The 15,358-nt window shown below is 70.8% G+C and carries 15 protein-coding genes; 10 read left to right on the top strand and 5 right to left on the bottom strand.

What is annotated here, in order from left to right; genetic code table 11:
* The first annotated feature begins 9 nt into the window (after nucleotides 1-9).
* The 4 genes from ACX9GQ_RS12715 (at nucleotide 10) to ACX9GQ_RS12700 (ending at nucleotide 4,506) form a co-directional block, all read left to right on the top strand.
* Nucleotides 10-1,104, top strand: coding sequence for an ABC transporter ATP-binding protein (locus tag ACX9GQ_RS12715; protein WP_459629922.1), 1,095 nt, complete (start codon nucleotides 10-12; stop codon nucleotides 1,102-1,104).
* Nucleotides 1,105-1,184: 80 nt separating this feature from the next.
* A complete protein-coding gene (locus ACX9GQ_RS12710) occupies nucleotides 1,185-2,447 on the top strand; it encodes an ABC transporter substrate-binding protein (RefSeq protein ID WP_459629921.1) in 1,263 nt (420 codons plus the stop codon).
* Between the two features lie 270 nt (nucleotides 2,448-2,717).
* Nucleotides 2,718-3,656 carry a carbohydrate ABC transporter permease gene (locus ACX9GQ_RS12705; RefSeq protein WP_459629920.1) on the top strand — a complete coding sequence of 313 codons (939 nt, stop codon included), beginning with the start codon at nucleotides 2,718-2,720 and terminating at the stop codon, nucleotides 3,654-3,656.
* 19 nt (nucleotides 3,657-3,675) lie between these two features.
* Nucleotides 3,676-4,506, top strand: a complete 831-nt coding sequence (locus tag ACX9GQ_RS12700) for a carbohydrate ABC transporter permease (protein ID WP_459629919.1) — start codon at nucleotides 3,676-3,678, stop codon at nucleotides 4,504-4,506.
* Between the two features lie 108 nt (nucleotides 4,507-4,614).
* On the opposite strand, the gene ACX9GQ_RS12695 is transcribed toward ACX9GQ_RS12700, so the two are convergent.
* Together ACX9GQ_RS12695 and ACX9GQ_RS12690 are read right to left on the bottom strand one after the other, a co-directional pair.
* Nucleotides 4,615-5,634, bottom strand: a complete 1,020-nt coding sequence (locus tag ACX9GQ_RS12695) for an aldose epimerase family protein (protein ID WP_459629918.1) — start codon at nucleotides 5,632-5,634, stop codon at nucleotides 4,615-4,617.
* A gap of 24 nt (nucleotides 5,635-5,658) precedes the next feature.
* A complete protein-coding gene (locus ACX9GQ_RS12690; protein ID WP_459630119.1) occupies nucleotides 5,659-6,099 on the bottom strand; it encodes a VOC family protein in 441 nt (146 codons plus the stop codon).
* 132 nt (nucleotides 6,100-6,231) lie between these two features.
* On the opposite strand from ACX9GQ_RS12690, the gene fdhD reads away from it, so the two are divergent.
* Together fdhD and ACX9GQ_RS12680 are read left to right on the top strand one after the other, a co-directional pair.
* Nucleotides 6,232-7,077, top strand: a complete 846-nt coding sequence (gene fdhD, locus ACX9GQ_RS12685; protein WP_459629917.1) for a formate dehydrogenase accessory sulfurtransferase FdhD — start codon at nucleotides 6,232-6,234, stop codon at nucleotides 7,075-7,077.
* 83 nt (nucleotides 7,078-7,160) lie between these two features.
* A complete protein-coding gene (locus ACX9GQ_RS12680) occupies nucleotides 7,161-8,543 on the top strand; it encodes a cation diffusion facilitator family transporter (protein ID WP_459629916.1) in 1,383 nt (460 codons plus the stop codon).
* A 9-nt stretch (nucleotides 8,544-8,552) separates the two neighbouring features.
* Here ACX9GQ_RS12680 and ACX9GQ_RS12675 read toward each other — a convergent pair whose 3' ends face one another.
* Nucleotides 8,553-9,305: a hypothetical protein gene (locus ACX9GQ_RS12675; RefSeq protein ID WP_459629915.1), complete on the bottom strand. Its 753-nt coding sequence runs from the start codon at nucleotides 9,303-9,305 to the stop codon at nucleotides 8,553-8,555.
* 223 nt (nucleotides 9,306-9,528) lie between these two features.
* Here ACX9GQ_RS12675 and ACX9GQ_RS12670 point away from each other — a divergent pair, with 223 nt between their 5' ends.
* Genes ACX9GQ_RS12670 through ACX9GQ_RS12660 form a run of 3 tightly spaced genes read left to right on the top strand, consistent with a single transcriptional unit; the run spans nucleotide 9,529 to nucleotide 12,976 of the window.
* On the top strand, nucleotides 9,529-11,733 hold the full coding sequence (locus ACX9GQ_RS12670; RefSeq protein WP_459629914.1) for a transglycosylase domain-containing protein: 2,205 nt from the start codon (nucleotides 9,529-9,531) through the stop codon (nucleotides 11,731-11,733).
* A complete protein-coding gene (locus ACX9GQ_RS12665) occupies nucleotides 11,730-12,365 on the top strand; it encodes a DUF1214 domain-containing protein (RefSeq protein WP_459629913.1) in 636 nt (211 codons plus the stop codon). The genes ACX9GQ_RS12670 and ACX9GQ_RS12665 overlap by 4 nt, the downstream gene beginning before the upstream one ends.
* The gene (locus ACX9GQ_RS12660) at nucleotides 12,362-12,976 is read left to right on the top strand and encodes a DUF1254 domain-containing protein (protein ID WP_459629912.1); all 615 of its coding nucleotides are present in this window, start codon (nucleotides 12,362-12,364) and stop codon (nucleotides 12,974-12,976) included. The genes ACX9GQ_RS12665 and ACX9GQ_RS12660 overlap by 4 nt, the downstream gene beginning before the upstream one ends.
* A gap of 78 nt (nucleotides 12,977-13,054) precedes the next feature.
* Here the strand turns inward: ACX9GQ_RS12660 and ACX9GQ_RS12655 are convergent, their stop codons facing one another.
* Nucleotides 13,055-13,843, bottom strand: coding sequence for a hypothetical protein (locus tag ACX9GQ_RS12655; protein WP_459629911.1), 789 nt, complete (start codon nucleotides 13,841-13,843; stop codon nucleotides 13,055-13,057).
* A 9-nt stretch (nucleotides 13,844-13,852) separates the two neighbouring features.
* The gene (locus ACX9GQ_RS12650) at nucleotides 13,853-14,035 is read right to left on the bottom strand and encodes a hypothetical protein (protein WP_459629910.1); all 183 of its coding nucleotides are present in this window, start codon (nucleotides 14,033-14,035) and stop codon (nucleotides 13,853-13,855) included.
* A gap of 201 nt (nucleotides 14,036-14,236) precedes the next feature.
* Between ACX9GQ_RS12650 and ACX9GQ_RS12645 the strand changes: the two genes are divergently transcribed.
* Entirely contained in the window at nucleotides 14,237-15,355 is a 1,119-nt protein-coding gene (locus tag ACX9GQ_RS12645; RefSeq protein WP_459629909.1) for a hypothetical protein, read from the top strand.
* The last annotated feature ends 3 nt before the right edge of the window (nucleotides 15,356-15,358 follow it).

The raw sequence follows: 15,358 nt of genomic DNA, 5'->3' as shown, positions 1-15,358 counted from the left end.
GAGGAAACGGTGGCGGCAGTCGAGATCCGGTCCGTACGCAAGTCGTTCGGCCGCGTCGACGTGATCCACGGAATCGACCTGACCATCCGGGACGGCGAATTCGCCGTGCTCGTGGGTCCTTCCGGTTGTGGAAAGTCCACGCTGCTCCGCATGATCGCGGGGCTCGAGGGCGTGACCGACGGCGAGATCCGCATCGGGGAGCGCGTCGTCAACGACCTGCCCCCGCGCGAGCGCGACATCGCGATGGTCTTCCAGGACTACGCGCTCTACCCGCACAAGACGGTCGCCGAGAACATCGCCTTCGGCCTGCGCATGCGCGGCACGCCGAAGCCGGAGATGGAGAAGCTCGTCAAGGAGGCGGGCGAGATCCTGCAGATCACCCACCTCATGGAGCGCAAGCCGGGCCAGCTCTCCGGCGGCCAGCGGCAGCGCGTCGCCATGGGCCGGGCCATCGTGCGGCGTCCGAAAGTGTTCCTCTTCGACGAGCCGCTCTCCAACCTCGACGCCCAGTTGCGCGGGGAAATGCGCGTCGAGATCAAGAAGCTGCACCAGCGCTTCGGCACCACGATCGTCTACGTCACCCACGACCAGATCGAGGCGATGACGCTGGCCGACCGCATCGCCATCCTCAAGGGCGGGCACCTGCAGCAGTTCGACACGCCGAACGCCTGCTACTCCCGGCCGGTGAACCGCTTCGTCGCGGGCTTCATCGGCGCCCCTCCGATGAGCTTCGCGTCCGTCTCGGTGGCCAACGACACCGGCAGCATCGACCTCGGAAGCGGCGCGGCACTCGCCGTGCCCGCCCCGGCGCGCCAGCGCCTCGCCGCAGCGGCGGGCCGCAGCGTCGTGCTCGGCCTGCGGCCGGAGCACGTTCGGCTGGCGAACGGCCAGGAGACCCCCGCCGCGCAGGGCACCGTGGAACTCGTCGAGCCGCTCGGCTCCGAGACCATGGCGCTGGTGCGCGTCGGCAATGCCCTGCTTACCGGCCGGTTCCCGGCCGAGGTCTCGCTCAAGGCCGGGTCGGCTGTGCCGCTCGGCCTCTCGCTGGACCACGCCCACCTCTTCGAAGCCGAGAGCGGCCGGACGCTGACCGTCGCCGCCTGAGGCCTTCGCGGATCCCTGAGACGCCTGAACGACACTTGCCTGCAAGACACTTGCCTGAAAGACCCCTGGGAGGACCCACCATGAAGAAACACCTGCTCACGGCGCTGATGGGCGCCGCCATCACCGTCGCCGGCACCGGCGACCTGCTCGCGCAGACCACCCTGCGCATCTTCACCGGCGGCCAGCAGCGCCCCGACGTGATGAAGCAGATCGTCGACGTCTACATGCAGCGCAATCCCGGCGTGAAGGTCGAGGTCGAGGTCGGCGGCGCCACCTCCGAGCAGCAGCAGCAGTACCTCAACACCGTCCTCGCCTCCCGCGACTCGACGCTGGACGTGGTGCTGATCGACGTCATCCGCCCGGCGCAGTGGGCCGCCGCCCAGTGGGCCGAGCCGCTCGACAGCTATCTCGGCGCCGAGAAGGACGCGGTGATGGCCCGCTACCTGCCGGCCTACCGCGAGGCGAACATCGTCGGCGGCAAGGTCATCGCCCTGCCCTACTTCGCCGACGCGCAGTTCCTGTACTACCGCAAGGACCTGTTCGAGAAGCACGGCGTCCAGCCGCCGAAGACCTGGGCCGAATTGCAGGCCGGTGCCAAGAAGGTCATGGCGGCCGAAGGCAACCCGAACCTCTCGGGCTTCCAGACCGCCGGCGCCCCCATCGAGGGCACGGTCTGCACGTTCATGGTCCCGTACTGGCAGCAGGGCGGCAACCTGACCGACGCGTCCGGCAAGCTGACGCTCAACCCCGCCATGTCGAAGAAGACCTTCGACCTGTGGAACGAGTACAAGACGAGCGGCGTGTTCCCGGCCAACATCGCCGAGATCGTCACCGACCGCATGCGCCAGAACTACCAGGCCGGCAACCTCATCATGACGATGAACTGGGGCTACGTCTGGAACCGGGTCGAGAACGACGCGGACTCGCAGGTGAAGGGCAAGACCGGCGTCGTCCCGATGCCCGGCTTCGAGCCCGGCAAGTCGGCCACCTGCGTCGGCGGCTGGCAGCTCGCCGTGACGGCCTTCTCCAAGAACAAGGCCGAGGCGGTGAAGCTGGTGCGCTACCTGTCGAGCCCCGAGGTGTCGAAGCAGCAGGCGATCCTCGCGTCGCACCTGCCGGTGTTCCCGGACGTCTACACGGATCCGGACGTGCTCAAGGCCAATCCGTGGTTCAAGGACGCCCTGCCGGTGGTGCAGACTGCCCGCTCGCGCCCGGTGACGCCGCGCTACAACGAGGTGTCGGAGATCATCCGCACCAACATGAACGCCTTCCTCGCCGGCACCAAGACCGCCGACGCCGCCCTTTCCGACATGCAGGGCCGGCTGGGCGCGATCTTCAAGTAAGCGGCCAAAGGGAAAGCGGGTGGCTCCTGATCCGCCCGCTTCGGGCGCGGGCTTCTGCCCGCTCCCGCATCCTTCGGAGCACGAGCCGGGCAAGCCCGGCACGTGCGCGCCACCTTCTCCCCGCCCGCGGGGAGAAGGGAGTGCCTGACCCTCGTCGCGTCGTGAGCCTTCACGCCGGGACGTGCTCGCCGCTCCCTCCCTTCTCCCCGCTCGCGGGGAGAAGGTGCCCCGAACGGGGCGGATGAGGGGCCACCCCGGGAGACCACCGCCATGAGCGCAACGGCCATCGACACGACCGCCGCCCCCCGGCGCAAGGCAAAGCTCTCCCCGCTGGAGCGGTCGGAGCGGCGGCTGGGCCTGCTGCTGCTGCTGCCCGCCTTCCTGCTGCTGGGCGTGGTGGTGCTCTACCCGATCTCCGAGCTCCTCTACACGAGCGTCCACTTCAGCCGGCTGGCGGAGCCCTGGATGGGAACGCCCTTCGTCGGGCTGGAGAACTTCCAGCGGGCGCTGGCCGACGACCGCTTCTGGGAAGCGACGCTCAACACCGTCATCTACATCCTGGTCACCGTGCCGGGCGCCGTCATCGTCGGGCTCGGGCTGGCGCTGCTCGCCAACCAGCCCTTCACCGTGAAGTGGCCGGTGCGGCTCGGCCTGCTGCTGCCGTGGGCGCTGCCGCTCGTCTTCGCCGGGCTCATCTTCCGCTGGTTCTTCGAGTACCAGCAGGGGCTCGTGAACAACGGTCTGATGTGGCTCGGCCTCTCGCCGATCCCGTGGCTGACCCAGCCGTTCTGGGCCTTCCTCGCCACCTGCATCGCCATCATCTGGAAGACGTCGAGCTTCGTCGCCCTCGTGCTGCTCGCCGGGCTGCAGACGATCCCGAAGTCGCTCTACGAGGCCGCCGAGATCGACGGCGCCGGCAAGTGGCAGCAGTTCGTCGAGATCACCCTGCCGATGCTGCGCCCCGCCATCGTGGTCGCGCTCATCTTCCGCACGATCACGGCGATCCAGACCTTCGACATCCCCTACGCGATGACCAATGGCGGCCCCGGGCACTCCACCGAGACGCTCGCCATGTACATCCACAAGACGACCATCGACTTCCTCGACCTTGGCTACGGGTCGGCGCTGGCGGTGCTGATGTTCGTCGTGTCCGTCATCGCGACCACCGGTTACCTGCGCTACACGCGCCGCGACCCCCGAAAGGCGTGAGGGCCCCATGGCGAACGGCATGAAACGCGTCTTCGACCGCCGCCGGATGGTGTGGCTCGCCGCGCTCGTCGTGGCGGCCAACGGGTTCATCCCGGTGATCTGGATCCTGCTCACCTCGCTCAAGACCGAGACCGAGCTGATGCGGCTGCCGATCACCATCCTCCCGGATGCGCTGACGATGGTGAACTACCAGCGCGTGTTCACCGACCAGCCGATCCACCTGTTCCTGTGGAACAGCTTCATGGTGGCGGTGCTCTCCACCGCCCTGTGCATCGTGGTGTCGGCGCTCGCGGCCTACGCGCTCGTGCGGCTGCGGCTGCCGGCGCCGGGGCTGATCCTGTCGGTGCTGCTCGCCATCGCGATGTTCCCGCTGATCTCGCTGGTCGTGCCGCTGTTCCAGACGATGCGGAACTTCGGCCTGCTCAACACATGGACGTCGCTGGTCCTGCCCTACGCCGTGCTCTCGATGCCGGTCTGCACGATGGTGCTGGTGTCGTTCTTCCAGGACATCCCGAACGACCTGGAGAACGCGGCGATGATCGACGGCTGCACGCGCGTCGGCGCGCTGTGGCACGTGGTGATCCCGCTCACCGCTCCGGGCGTGTTCACGGCGGCGATCCTCGCCTTCGTCAACGCCTGGGACGAGTTCCTGCTGGCACTGACGCTGTCGCCGCGCGTCGTGTCGCGCACGCTGCCGGTGGGCATCACGCTCTACCAGGGCGAGTTCTCGTTCCCCTGGCCGATCATCTCGGCCGCGCTGATCGTGGCGATCGTGCCGGTCTCGATCCTGATCGCGGTGTTCCAGGACCGCGTCGTCGGCGGCCTCACCAGCGGCGGCATGAAGGGCTGACGCGCCGCGCGCCGGATGCGGAAGCCGGGCGGGAGCCCGGCATCCTTCTTGAACGCCGAAGCCGGGCGGATGCCCGGCATGCGGGGGCGGCCGGTGCGCCGCCCCGCCTCAGGCGAGCCGGAACTCGCTCACCTGCCGGTATACGTGCCCCGGCCGCAGCACCGGGTCGGGGAAGTGCGGCTTGTTGGGGCTGTCGGGGAAGATCTGCGGCTCGATGGCGACGCCGCCGAAGGTGCCGTAGCGCGTCCCGCCCAGCCCCGGCACGGCCACGTTGAGCTTGCCGCCCGTGTAGACCTGGATGCCGGGCTCGGTCGTGTGGACCTCGAGCGCCAGCCCGTTCTTCGCCGAGCGCAGCGAGAGCGCATGCCGCAGCTGGCCGGGAGCGGGCCGGGCGCCGGCGAGGACCCAGTTGTGGTCGTAGGCGAAGGCGCCCTCCGGCGCGGGGAAGCGGATCGGCCGCGGCGTGCGAAAGTCGAAGGCCGTGCCGGCGACGGCCGCGATGTCGCCGGTCGTGATGAGGTCGTCGTCCACGGGCGTGTAGTGGCCCGCCGCGATCTGCAGCTGGTGGTCGAGGATGTCGGCCGACCCGTCGAGGTTCCAGTAGGTGTGGTGGGCGAGGTTGCACAGCGTCGGGGCGTCCGCCGTCGCGCTCATCTCCACCCGAAGCGTGGCGGGCTCGACGAGCGTGTAGACCGTCGTCACGGTCATCGTGCCCGGGAAACCCATGTCGCCGTCCGGCGACACCAGCGTCAGCGCCACGGAGCGGTGGTCGTGCGCCGCGACCTGCCAGACCTTCTTGCCGAAGCCCTTCGACCCGCCGTGCAGGGTGTGCTTGTCCGCCTGGTTCCGGACGAGGTCGTGCGCCCGTCCGTCGATGTGGAACCGGCCGTGGGCGATGCGGTTGGCGTAGCGACCGGCGGTGATGCCGAAGGACGGCGAGTGGCGCAGGTAGTCGTCGAGCGTCTCCAGTCCCAGCACCACTCGCTGCGGCTTGCCGCCGACCGGCACGGTGAAGTCGCGCAGCAGCGCGCCGAAGCTCAGCACCTTCGCCTCCGCCCCGGACGCGGAGCGGATGGTCACCTCGTGGACCGTCTGGCCGTCCACCTCGCCGAACACCGTCACGCCCATGTCCCGCTCCTCAGCTCCGCCGCCTCACCACGTGCCGGTGTTCGGCATCGACGTCCACGGCTCGGCCGGGGGCAGCGCGTCGCCGCGCTGGAGGATCTCGATGGAGATGTTGTCGGGCGAGCGCACGAAGGCCATGCGGCCGTCGCGCGGCGGGCGGTTGATGGTGACGCCCGCCTTCATCAGGCGCTCGCAGGTCTCGTAGATGTTGTCGACCCGGTAGGCGAGATGGCCGAAATTGCGGCCGCCGCCGTACTCGTGCTCGTCCCAGTTGTAGGTGAGTTCGAGGAGCGGGGCGCCGGTGCCCTTGCTCTTCTCGACGTCGCCGGGCGCGGCGAGGAAGATGAGGGTGAAGCGGCCCGCCTCGTTCTGGGTGCGCCGCACCTCCACGAGGCCGAACTTGGTGCACCAGAAGTCGAGCGCCTTGTCGAGGTCGCCCACGCGCACCATCGTATGCAGGTATTCCATCATGGCTTCCGTCCCTGTGACCGGCCGGGTGGCTGAGGCCGGGCGCCCCCGGCTTGAGGGGCCTCCGGCTCCCTTCTATGGTCTTACAGGAGATGGCGTGCCGGTGCACAGCCTCCCGAACGCGGGTCTGATGTGAGCGACGTCGACGACGAGGACGACATCCGCATCCTGGACGCGCCACCGCCGCCGGCGGGGGCCGTGCCGACGCGAATCCTTCGCCGCGACGGCGTCGCCGCGGGCGGAACGCGGCCGCTCGCCACAGAGACGCCCGTTTCCATCACGTACAACGGCATCGCCCATGCCGTGATGATGGCGACGCCCTGCGACATCGAGGACTTCGTCGTCGGCTTCTCGCTGACCGAGGAGATCATCGAGGACGCCGCCGAGATCGAGGCGATCGACGTGCGGGTGCTCGACATCGGCATCGTCGCGCAGGCCCGCATCCCCGTGCCCCGCCAGCAGGCGATGCTCGAGCGCCGCCGCAACATCGTCGGCCAGACCGGCTGCGGCATCTGCGGCATCGTCGAGCTGACGCAGGCGGTGCGCGGCTACCGCGACATCACCCGGCCGCCGCCGCTCGACGCTGCGACCGTGTTCGCGGCCTTCGACGCCCTGCCGGCCCTGCAGACGCTGAACCGGGAGACCGGCGCCACCCATGCCGCGGCCTTCGCCGTCGAGGGCGGGCGCATCCTCGCGCTGCGCGAGGACGTCGGCCGGCACAACGCGCTCGACAAGCTGATCGGCCACCTCGCCGTCGCCGGGATCGACCCGGCGTCGGGGTTCGTGGTGATGACGAGCCGCCTCTCGTTCGAGCTCACGCAGAAGTGCCTGGCCCGCGGCATCCCGGCCATCACCGGCATCTCGGCGCCCACAAGCCTCGCGGTGGAGATCGCGAAGCGGCACGGGCTGACGCTGTGCGCGCTCGTGCGCGGCGACGGCTTCCAGGTTTTCCACGACCCGTTCAACCGTTTCGGCTGAGCTGCCCCGCCCTCCGTCGCATTGACCGGCGCCCGGCCGGGGGCTAGGCCTCGCCGCGGCCAAGGCGGCCCGGAGGACGGACGATGGCGTCTGTACATGGCGAGGCCAAGGAGAAGGCGGCCCTCTGGTCCATCGCGGCCAGCACGGTCATCACCCTCGGCAAGGGCGTGGCGGGGCTGGCGACGGGCTCGCTGGCGCTGATTTCCGACGCCCTGCACAGCCTCCTCGACGTCGCCGCGACGATCTTCACCTATTTCGCCGTCCGTGCCGCCAACAAGCCGGCCGACGAGGAGCATCCCTACGGCCACGGCAAGGTCGAGTCCCTCGCGGCGCTCGGAGAGACGGCCTTCCTGTTCCTGCTCTCCGGCGCCGTCGCCTACGAGGGCGTCCGCCGCCTCGCCACGGGCGAGAGCCAGGTGCAATGGCACTGGTTCGCCATCGCGGTCCTCCTGATCTCAATCGTCATCGACGCGTGGCGCTGGTGGGGGCTTGCCAAGGTGTCGAAGGAGACGCACAGCGAGGCGCTGGCGGCCGACGCGCTGCACTTCTCCTCCGACCTCGTGAACTCGGTGCTCGTGCTGCTCGCCTTCGGCGCGGCGGCCATGGGCTATCCGCAGGCAGACAGCCTCGTGGCCGTCGGCGTCGCGATCTTCATCGCCGTGGCGGGTTTCCGGCTGGCGGCGCGCACCGTTCAGACGCTGATCGACGCGGCGCCGTCCGGCGCGCAGGAGACGATCCGCGTCTTCACCGAAGGCGTGCAGGGGGTCGTGGCCGTGGAAAGCGTGCGCGTGCGCTCGGGCGGCGCGCATCTCTTCGCCGACATCGAGATTGCCGTCGCCCGGACGATCCCGCTGGACCGCCTCACCGTCATCAAGGAGCGCATCGCGGCGGGCGTCGCCGAGCGCTTCCCCGGAGCCGAGGTCACCGTGACGGCCGTGCCGCGCGCCATGGACGAGGAGACCATCCTCGAGCGCGTGCTGCTGATCGCGGCGAAGCGGCGGGCCCCGGTCCACCACGTCACGGTGCAGAAGATCGGCGAACGCCTGTCGATCAGCCTCGACATCGAGGTCGACGCGCGCATGAGCCTCGGCGCGGCGCACGCCATCGCCTCCAAGTTCGAGGCGGCGCTGAAGGAGGAGTTCGGCGCCACCACCGAGGTCGACACACACATCGAGCCGCTCGTCGTGGCGAGCCTCGACGGCGCCGACGTCGACGGCGCCGAGCGCGAGGCCGTCGCCGGCCACCTGGCCCGCCACGCGGCCGAGCTCGGCACGGTCACGGACGTCCACAGCGTGCGGGTACGGCGCACGGGCCACGGGCTCGTCGTGAACTTCCACTGCCGCGTCGACCCGACGCTCACGGTCGCGGCGGTTCACGAGACCATCGACCAGCTCGAGCATCGCGTCCGCGAGGACGTCCCGGACATCACCCGCATCGTCAGCCACACGGAGCCCGTGCGGGGTTGACCTTCCGGGTCAGGGCAGGTTTGCGAAGCGTGTGAGAGAGCCTGCCGACGCCGCGACTCCACCGAGGAACTCCGGCACGCTGGGCAGGGTCGGCATGCTGGGCAAGGACGGGAGGCGGATGCCGAAGACGCGGCGCTCCGCATCATGGGGCTGAACCGCGACAGCTGCCGACGCCGGGATCAGTCCCGGCGGCCTCAGGACGTCGGAAATACCCCCATCGCCGGTCCTCAACGAACCGGCTGAAGCGGCGGCGGGCGCTGGCGCGCCGACGGGCGGCGCCACGACCGGCACCGCGATCTCGGCCACGACCGTGCGCGCCTTGCGGCGGGCCACACTCTCGGACGCATCGGAGGCCACCGGCGCCTCGCTCCACGCAGAGCCCGCAAGCGCCACGAAGGGTCGCATCAGCGAGGCCTGGAACACCGGCTCCCCGTCCAGCGGGAAGGCGTGCTCGAGCGGGAGCGGCAGGGCGACGACGCCCGACACGGCGAAGGCCGGCGATGGCGGGGCCGTCGGCGACCCGAGCCCGACCGGAACCCACGCCGGGCCGGACGACAGGGAGCCCGAAGCCGCCGGCGCCGGCGCAGGTACCGGGGCGGGCGCCGCAAGCGCCCCGGCTGTCGGCACCGTTCGCTCTCTCTGCATCATCGTCTGCGTGATGGAGGCAACGCAGAGCGCGGCGATCACGGACGTCGCCACCTGCCCCGCCGCGTGGCGTCCGTAGTCCACCACCGTCCAAGCGAACCGCACCAGCCTGCCCATCTCGCGTCTCCGTTTCGGCCGGCAGGTAGTCCACGCAGGCTTTGCGGCGGCCGAGCGGCCTGAATCAGGGCAGAAAAGGGGCGAAGTTCTGCGAATCGTGACGGCGAGACGCCGCCTGGCCGCCTGACGGCAGCCTCGGCACCGTCTGCTTCCCCCCTCCCCGGCGGAGGCGCTGCCTGCTACTGTACCGGTTACACGTGATACGGAATCGGATCCTCACCCGGTGGATTTCCACGGCAGGCTGACGCTCTGGCAGCGCATCGTCCGCGCCTTCGAGTCGTTCGACTCGTGGACGGCGTTCTCGCTGGGCGAGGGCGGCCGGGCGATGGCGTCCGCCTGGGACCGCTATTCCGCCTTCATGGACCGCTTCCACGTCACGGGTGGCAAGCGGGTGGCGAACGACCTCGCCTGCGAGGCGCTGACCCTGTCGGTGGGCGGGTTGCTGCTCATGCTCACGCTGGCCATCCCGGCCTTCCGCGAGGTGAGCGACGAGAACTGGCTCAAGAAGCAGGACCTCGCCGTGGTCTTCCAGGACCGCTACGGCAACGAGGTGGGGCGGCGCGGGATCCGGCATGACGATTCGATCGCGCTGGAGGAGTTCCCGGACCACCTGATCAAGGCCGTGCTCGCCACCGAGGACCGCCGCTTCTACGAGCACTTCGGCATCGACTTCATCGGCACGTCGCGCGCGCTCATGGCCAACGCGCGCGCCTCGGGCGTCGTGCAGGGCGGCTCGTCGATCACCCAGCAGCTCGCCAAGAACCTGTTCCTCACCAACGAGCGCTCGATCGAGCGCAAGATCAAGGAGGCGTTCCTCGCGCTGTGGCTTGAGTTCCACCTCAGCAAGCGGGACATCCTGAAGCTGTATCTCGACCGCGCCTACATGGGCGGCGGCTCGTTCGGCGCCTCCGCGGCCGCGGAGTTCTATTTCGGCAAGTCGGTCAAGGACGTGACCCTGGCCGAGGCGGCCATGCTCGCGGGCCTCTTCAAGGCACCGTCCAAGTACGCGCCGCACAACAACCTGCCCGCCGCGCGCGCCCGCGCCGCCGACGTGCTGTCGAACATGGTCGACGCCGGCTACCTCACCGAGGGGCAGGTTTTCGCGGCCCGCCGCAACCCGGCGACGCCGGTCGACCGCAAGCAGGAGATCAGCCCGGACTACTACCTCGACTGGGCCTTCCTGGAGGCCAAGCGCCTCGCCGACGAGGGCAAGCTCGGCTCCGACCGGGTGCTGACCATCCGCACCGCCCTCGACCCCGGCGTGCAGAAGGCGGCGGAGACGTCGCTGGAGACGATCCTGCGCCAGCACGGCGACACCTACGACGCCTCGCAAGCGGCCACGGTCGTGATGGATCCCGACGGCGCCGTGCGCGGCATGGTCGGCGGGCGCGACTACGGCGCGAGCCAGTTCAACCGGGCCACCGACGCGCTGCGCCAGCCCGGCTCCTCGTTCAAGCCGTTCGTCTACACAGCGGCGCTGATGACCGGGAAGTTCAACCCGGCGACCATCGTCACCGACCGGCCGGTGTGCGTGGGCAACTGGTGCCCCAACAACTACGGACGCTCCTACGCCGGCTCGATGCCCCTCTCGGTGGCGCTGGCGAAGTCCATCAACACCATCCCGGTGCAGCTGGCGACTGCCATCGGCGAGGGCAACAACAAGGCCGGCCGCTTCCGCGTCATCGAGGTCTGCCGGATGATGGGGCTCACCACGCCGCTCGTGGACACCGTCTCGCTGCCCATCGGCGCCGCCGAGGTGACGGTGCTCGACATGACGGCGGGCTACGCCGTGCTCGCCAACGGCGGGCGCAAGGCGGATCCCTATGCAGCCGTCGAGATCCGCAATTCGCGCGGCGAGGTCATCTACCGCCACGACCGCGACGCGCCGACGCCGAAGCAGATCGTGCCGGAGAAGATCGTCGCCGACATGAACAGCATGATGGTGAAGGTCGTCGAGGAAGGCACGGGGAAGCGGGCGATTCTCCCGGGCATCAAGGTGGCGGGCAAGACCGGCACCACGAACGCCTACCGCGACGCGTGGTTCATCGGCTACACGGGCAACCTCGTGGCGGGCGTGTGGTTCGGCAACGACGACTATTCGCCCACGGCGCGCATGACGGGCGGCTCGCTGCCGGCGCAGGCCTGGCACGACATGATGGCGCCGGCGCACCTCTCGGTGGAGCTGCGCCCGATGCCGGGCATCGCCCCGGCCGCACCGGCCGCGCCGGCCACTGCATCGGCGGCCAAGGGCACCGAGGTGCCGGCGGCGACGGCGCAGCGCCCCGCCGTGCTGAACCGCCGTTCGCTCGAGGCGCTCGGGGGCATCGAGACCCTCCTCAACCGCGTCGAGCCTCGGGCGCCCGCCGGGCCCTCCGCGGCACTGGAGCCCGTGGTGACCGGCACGCGCGCCAAGGTCGTGGTGCCGTGAGTGGCGGCCTGCTGAGGCTCCCCGTCCCGGTCCGCGCCGGGCTCGGGCCGCGGCTCGGCCAACTCGGGCGCACGCTTGCCGTCTTCGCCATCGCGGCCGGTCTCGGCCTCGGCGGGACGTGGCTGGCGGTCGATCGCGGCGTGGGCTTCGGCGCGGTCCAGGTCGGGCCTTGGACCGCCTTCCCGCGCAACGGCTCCACCGACGCCGATCCCTATTCCCGCGCCGTCGTCGCCCGGTCCGGCAGCATGCCGCTCGGGCTCGGCGAGGGCCTCGCCTTCACCGCGCGGCGCGACAGCGCCGGCCAGCCGCTCGTCGGCTCGTGCGAGTATCGCGTCGCCGGTCTCGTGCCGCCGACGCGATACTGGACGCTGACCGCGCAGACCCCGGACGGCGGCTTCCTCGCCAACGCAGCCGGCCGCCACGGCTTCACCTCGGGCGAGATCGTGCGCGATCCGTCGGGCGCCTTCGTGGTCACGGTGTCGCCCACGGCGCGGCCGGGGAACTGGCTGCCGAGCGGCGCGCCGGGTCGCTTCGATCTCGTCCTGCGCCTCTACGACACGCCCATCAGCGGCACGTCGGCCGTCATCGAGCCCGGCCGCATGCCCACGATCACGCGGGTGGGCTGCCGATGAGGCTGCACTGGCGCCTCCTGCACACGCTCGCGCTCGGCCTCGTCCTGGCCGGGCTCGTCCACCTGACGGCCGTCCTGGCCATCCCCGCGCTGACCCACCCCAACGCGGACGAGCGCCTCGCGGCCCTCGCGCCGCGGCACGCCATGACGGTGCTGCCGCAAGCAGGGCCCGCCCAGTCCGCCCTGCCCCACCGCGACCCGTCGGCGGTGCTCGCCGTGTGCCGCTACGACCTCGCCGAGGGGCCGCTGCGGGTGCGCGCGACACCGGGCGACGCCTTCATGTCGTTCGCCTTCTACACGCCGACCGGCGCGGTCTACTACGCCATGACGGACCGCAGCGCGCTGCGCGGCGTCATCGATCTCGTGGTGGTGACGCAGGCCCAGCTCGACGAGCTCGTCGCGGGCGATCCGGAGGACGAACCCGTGCGCGAGCTTCGGCTCGTGTCGCCCCAGCGCACCGGCTTCGTCACGGTGAGGACGCTCGCGCTCGAGCCGGGCCTGCAGCCCGAGGCGGAGGCCCGCGTCCGTTCGGCGACGTGCGGGCACGACATCCAGGCGACGGGAACCGTGGCACCGACGCAGGCCGCGCCGACGCAGCGCCCGCACGACTGAACCATCGAAAAACACCTGAGGCCTTGCACCCGAGGCCCGGCGACCCGTGGGCGGCACCTCGCCGCCACGAGGCGCCGCCTACTTCGGCGGCTTCTCGGGCTTGTCCGGGCGCGGATGGTAGCGCGCGCCGCCTGCCGGTTCGACCTTGACGGTGCCGCGGCGCCCGCAGCGCTCGAGGCCGACCCGATCGGCCGCGTAGGCTGTGAGCGTGCGCTCGACCTTCACCGCATCGCGGTCCGGGCTCTCGATGACGAGGTGCTGCAGCGCGTAGCGGTAGCCGGCGAGCCGGAAGACGCTCTCGTCCAGCACCCACGCCGTGAGCGCCTCGTTCTCGGCGACGCGGTTGCGGGCCTGCTCGGCCTGCCAGTCGGTCACCTCGTCGATCTTGTCGAGCGCCTTGATGCGGACCGCGTCCATCTCCTCGACGCGGCAGGCGACGGCGATGTAGGAGCCCAGCAACTGGCGGTCGTTGTCGATGTCCTCGCGCAGGCGCTGGTAGCGGGAGCGCGGGGAGCGGTCGCCCCATTCCTTCAGGGCGCCGAAATAGGCGGTGGAGTCCTTGGGCACGAGGTCGGCGGGGATGACGCGCTTGGCGGCGAGGTCGGCGAGCTGCTTCTCGAAGCCCCACTGCTCGCGGTTGGGCATCAGGAAGTGCCAGGCCCGCTTTCGAAGCTCCTGCTCGTCGTCCGTCAGCATGGACCACGACACCGGCTCTTCGCGCGCGGTGGCCGCGAACTTGCCGACGAGCGGACCCGTCGTCTCGTTCCAGAGGTTGGGCTTGGGGCGGCCGAAGTCGCCGGTCTCGGCGCAGCCGGCCAGCAGCAGGGCGAGCGCGACGGCGCCGAGGACGGGACGAGCCGGCGCCATGGGCGCCCGTCAGGCCCGTGCGCGCGGCTTGCGCGGCGGGCGGGCGCGGCGCGGCGTCGCCGACGTCGGCTCGGCGGCGCGCTCGTAGCGGACGCCGGTGAAGAACAGGATTTCCGCCCCGACCGCGTACGAGCCGGAGACTTCCCCGTCCGGACGCACGGCCGGAGGCCGGAATGCGATGACGTCACCCATGACACCCTCCCTCAGCACTGGCGAACCACGGGACCTTCAACCGGCACAACACGCCCATCATGGTTAATGGGCGGTTAACCGGCGTCGTTGACGCAGATCCAATGTCGAAGGTACGCCTCTCACCGGGGCATTAACGGGGCCGTAACCATGACGGTTCCACCGTGGCGATGTTCGGCACGCCTCCGGAGCCCGCCTCGCGCCATGCCCTTCGTCACGCCGCCAGAACTGCAGGGACTCCTGGCCATCGCACGCGAGGAAGGGCTCGACATGAAGCCCATCCTCCTGCGCGTGCTCACCGACCTCTATATCGCCACGGACGCGCACAGCCCGGACGAGGTGGCGCAGTACCAGGAGATCGGCGGCACGCTAGCGGGCCAGGTCGACGTGGAGACCGCCTGCGTCGTGGCCTGCAAGCTCGCGGCCTATCCCGGCACTCCGGTCGGCGTCGCCGAGGCCATCGTGGCGCGCGGCGACGACGCCGCCCGCATCCTGCTGGCCGACGCGCGCTGGCTGCCGCGCCCGATGATCCTCGCCGAGGCCGCCACCGGGGCCCGCCTGCTCGCCGCGGCCGTGGCCGCGCGCACGGATGTCGACGCGTCGCTGGCGCGCCTGCTGCTCACCCGGCAGGAGCCGGTGATCGACGTGACGCTCGCCGCCAACACCGCCGTCGCGCTCAGCGCCGACGTGCGCCACGAACTCCTCGCCCGCTCGCGCTCGGAGGAGGCGATTGCCGCGGCGCTGCTGTCGCGAACCGATCTCGCACCCGCAGACCGCGCCATCCTCTTCATCGAGGCTGATCGCACGACGCGCCGCCACATCATCGCCGACGCCGAGCGGCACGTGCAGAGCCTCGGGCGCCAGCGTGGCCTGCCGGCTGCCCCTCCCGAGCTCACGCTCGGCATCGAGAACGCCGCGATGTGCGGCGACGAGCAGGCACTCGGCGCCCTCATGGCGCTGGGCCTCGGCATCGCACCCGCCATGGCGCGGCGCATGCTGGACGACCGCAGCGGGGAGACCCTCGCCGTGGCGATGGTGGCGCTCGGCCTCTCCGACGAGGCGATCACGCGCGTCTTCATGTTCCGTGATCCGCTGATCGGGCACTCGACGCAGAAGCTCTTCGCCCTGGTGGATCTTTCCCGCCGCATCTCGCCCGCGGCGGCCCGCTTCATCGTCGCGGCCATCGCCGGGCACGAGCAGCGCGCTGCCGAGGCGGCTCACCGGCCGGTGGCCGATCCCGCCCAGCGGGCCCGCGATGCCGCTGCCGCGGCATCGGCGCCCCCCCAGTCCGCGGCTCACGCCCGCCGCCTGGCGCAGGGCTGACCC

The sequence above is a fragment of the Alsobacter sp. R-9 genome (assembly GCF_054612375.1).
This window is presented reverse-complemented; position numbering and strand designations above follow the sequence as displayed.